This window comes from Nonomuraea pusilla (assembly GCF_900109355.1).
GTDB classification, from domain to species: domain Bacteria; phylum Actinomycetota; class Actinomycetes; order Streptosporangiales; family Streptosporangiaceae; genus Nonomuraea; species Nonomuraea pusilla.
This window is the reverse complement of the sequence record NZ_FOBF01000058.1, coordinates 1-2,284: the sequence shown is the minus strand read 5'-3', so window position 1 is coordinate 2,284 and position 2,284 is coordinate 1. Positions and strand designations below refer to the sequence as shown.

The window sequence follows — 2,284 nt, the reverse complement described above, 5'->3', positions numbered from 1 at the left end:
GGAACTGGTCGCCGAGTTGGGACAGGGCTGGGTATTGCTCTGCGATGGCTTGCGTGAAGCGGATGGCGGATTCGTAGGTCGGGCGGTGCTGGCCTCCTAGCCAGCGGTTGGCCATGGTGCGGTCGCGGCCGGCGAGGCGGCCGACTGCGGCCTGATTCAGCTCGGCCCGCTCCATGATCTCGTGCAGCGTCTCCCGCAAGAGGTCGCGGTCCCACTCGGTCGTGTGCACGCACGCACCTTAACACGGCTCTTTTCTCCCGTCATGGCTGGTGAGGCTGCTGTTACCTCTGTGATCAGGTGTGCGTGCACGCACACTCTGAGCTGCTGAAACGAAATTCCTGGCCAGATACGTTGCGTGCATGCACTCGACTGTGCAAGAGTGCGTGCATGCACTCCCAGAACGGAACGCGACCCACCATCCGCCTCAGGCGGCATGAGTGGGACAAGCGGATGAAGGCTAAGCAGTTGCCGACGGCCCACGCCCGCGCCGAGCGCATCGGCGTGAGCCGCTGGACCGTCATGCGCGTCGAGAAGGGCGGCATGAGGCCCGGAGAGAGCTTCATCGCCGCCGTGCTCGACGCCTTCACCGACATCCGGTTCGAGGACGTCTTCGAGATCGAGCAGGTGTCGTCCTGATGGCCACGCCGAACGAGCGCAGCGCCCTCGCCAGTGCCGCCGCCCACGCCCGGTGGGCGAAGGAAGACGACCGGGCCGGCGCCACCGCCAAGGCCCGCGAGAACTCGCCCGCCTCGATCGAGTACTGGATGCGCAAGATCGACCCGCAGGAGCGGATGCCGCGCACCGAGAGGCTCAAGCGGGCCGGTAACGCCAAGGCTGCGTACTGGAAGGCGCACGCCCTGAAGATGCGCCAGGCCAAGGCCCGCAAGGCCGCGGAGGCGGCGGCATGAACGAGCTAGCCCTCACCGAATCCCCGAGCCTGCGCGCTCAGTACGCCGGTCGCGTCGACGTCCTCGACAAGGTCAAGGTTCTGAGCCTGCTGCCGGATGGCGTGCACGCCACCACCGAGATGGTCGCCAACTACTACGAGGTGTCGCCCGAGGCGATCGACCAGATCGTCAAGCGGAACCGCGAGGAGCTGTCGGACAACGGCTACAAGGTCATGTCCCGCGCCGAGTTTGAGAGTGTCATCGGTGACACCCTCGAACTGTCCCCGCAGACCCGCCGCGTAGCCGTCTTCAGTCGTCGCGGCATTCTCAACGTCGGCCTGCTCCTGACGGGTTCTCAGGTCGCCAAGGACGTGCGCGCCTACCTGCTGAACGTCGAAGAGATTGCTACGCACGAGCAGCGCTCAGAGGCGATCGACCGGGTTCACCTCGCTAAGGCCCGTATCGAAATGCTCGCGTCCACGGTCGGCTACCTGGACGACAAGTGGGTCAAGCTCAAGATGAAGATCCAGGCGGCGATCGGCCTCGGCGAGGAGCCGGAGATCGACCACGAGGACATGCCGCTGTACGTGCCTGACTTTCTCAAAGCCAAGGGTCTGACGCAGGCGCAGATCAAGTCGGCGCAGTCCTGGTTCGGGCGCCGACTGGTCAAGGTCGCGCAGGCCGAGGGGCGTGACCTTCCCGCCAAGCGCGCGGAGGACACGGCGTCGGGCTCGGTGCGGGAGACGTATGCGTGGACGCGCAAGGACCTGCCTCTGTTCGAGGAGGTCTGGGACGTGTACTACGCCGGTGACTACGCGCGTGATGAGCAGGCGGGCCTCTTCGTGGAGGTGAACGCCTGATGTCCGGCAAGCCGCTCTACTCATACGTCAACGGTGAGCCGATGGTCTCCGATGAGGCCATGGCCCTCCTGATCGGCGTGCCCTACGAGCGCGTCCGGGCGGAGATCGAGCGTCAGCGCGCCGAGAACCCCGGTTCTGACGTGTTCAGAATGCCGCGCGCATGGTCGCGTCAAGGCAACCGGATCCGAAAGGAAGTTCAGGCCGCTCTCGGCTACGAGGCCGGGATGAAGGAGTGCATCGACTACCTGGCGGCCAAGGCGGGTCTCACTGGTGGCGGTGAGTCATGACCGCCGCCGAGTTCGACCAGGCATGCGCTGAGGCGTTCGCCGCCCACTGCTTGCGGCTTGATCTCGACGACGCGCTTGAGATCGCCGCCGAGTACCAGATCTCCACCCCCTGAGCGGATGCGGGCTCAGCAGACGCGACCTGCCGAGCCCGCGACACCCGCTCACCCCAGTCGGACCACGACTTAAGGAGCAAGGTCCATGCACAGCGTAATCCCTGCCCCGTGGGATGTCGCCGCTCAGACGGCGATCT

Annotated in this window: 5 protein-coding genes; 4 read left to right on the top strand and 1 reads right to left on the bottom strand. The window is 65.8% G+C overall.

What is annotated here, in order from left to right:
• Positions 1 to 229 (bottom strand): helix-turn-helix domain-containing protein (locus BMX74_RS42600; RefSeq protein ID WP_143078989.1); only part of this gene is annotated, 229 nt, incomplete at its 3' end.
• 221 nt (positions 230 to 450) lie between these two features.
• Between BMX74_RS42600 and BMX74_RS43665 the strand changes: the two genes are divergently transcribed.
• The 4 genes from BMX74_RS43665 to BMX74_RS42585 are packed head-to-tail and all read left to right on the top strand — an operon-like array spanning position 451 to position 2,034.
• A complete protein-coding gene (locus tag BMX74_RS43665) occupies positions 451 to 636 on the top strand; it encodes a helix-turn-helix domain-containing protein (RefSeq protein WP_143078988.1) in 186 nt (61 codons plus the stop codon).
• Positions 636 to 908 (top strand): hypothetical protein, encoded by a 273-nt coding sequence (locus BMX74_RS42595; protein ID WP_091106178.1) that lies wholly within the window; start codon positions 636 to 638, stop codon positions 906 to 908. Before BMX74_RS43665 ends, BMX74_RS42595 begins: the two co-directional genes overlap by 1 nt.
• Positions 905 to 1,747, top strand: coding sequence for an ORF6N domain-containing protein (locus tag BMX74_RS42590; RefSeq protein WP_091106177.1), 843 nt, complete (start codon positions 905 to 907; stop codon positions 1,745 to 1,747). Before BMX74_RS42595 ends, BMX74_RS42590 begins: the two co-directional genes overlap by 4 nt.
• The gene (locus tag BMX74_RS42585; RefSeq protein WP_091106175.1) at positions 1,747 to 2,034 is read left to right on the top strand and encodes a hypothetical protein; all 288 of its coding nucleotides are present in this window, start codon (positions 1,747 to 1,749) and stop codon (positions 2,032 to 2,034) included. The genes BMX74_RS42590 and BMX74_RS42585 overlap by 1 nt, the downstream gene beginning before the upstream one ends.
• Positions 2,035 to 2,284 lie beyond the last annotated feature (250 nt).

Excerpts from the sequence above, each read along its gene's own strand:
- BMX74_RS43665 (WP_143078988.1), top strand. The coding sequence starts at position 451 with ATGAAGGCTAAGCAGTTGCCGACGGCCCACGCCCGCGCCGAGCGCATC.
- BMX74_RS42590 (WP_091106177.1), top strand. The coding sequence starts at position 905 with ATGAACGAGCTAGCCCTCACCGAATCCCCGAGCCTGCGCGCTCAGTAC.
- BMX74_RS42595 (WP_091106178.1), top strand. The coding sequence starts at position 636 with ATGGCCACGCCGAACGAGCGCAGCGCCCTCGCCAGTGCCGCCGCCCAC.
- BMX74_RS42585 (WP_091106175.1), top strand. The coding sequence starts at position 1,747 with ATGTCCGGCAAGCCGCTCTACTCATACGTCAACGGTGAGCCGATGGTC.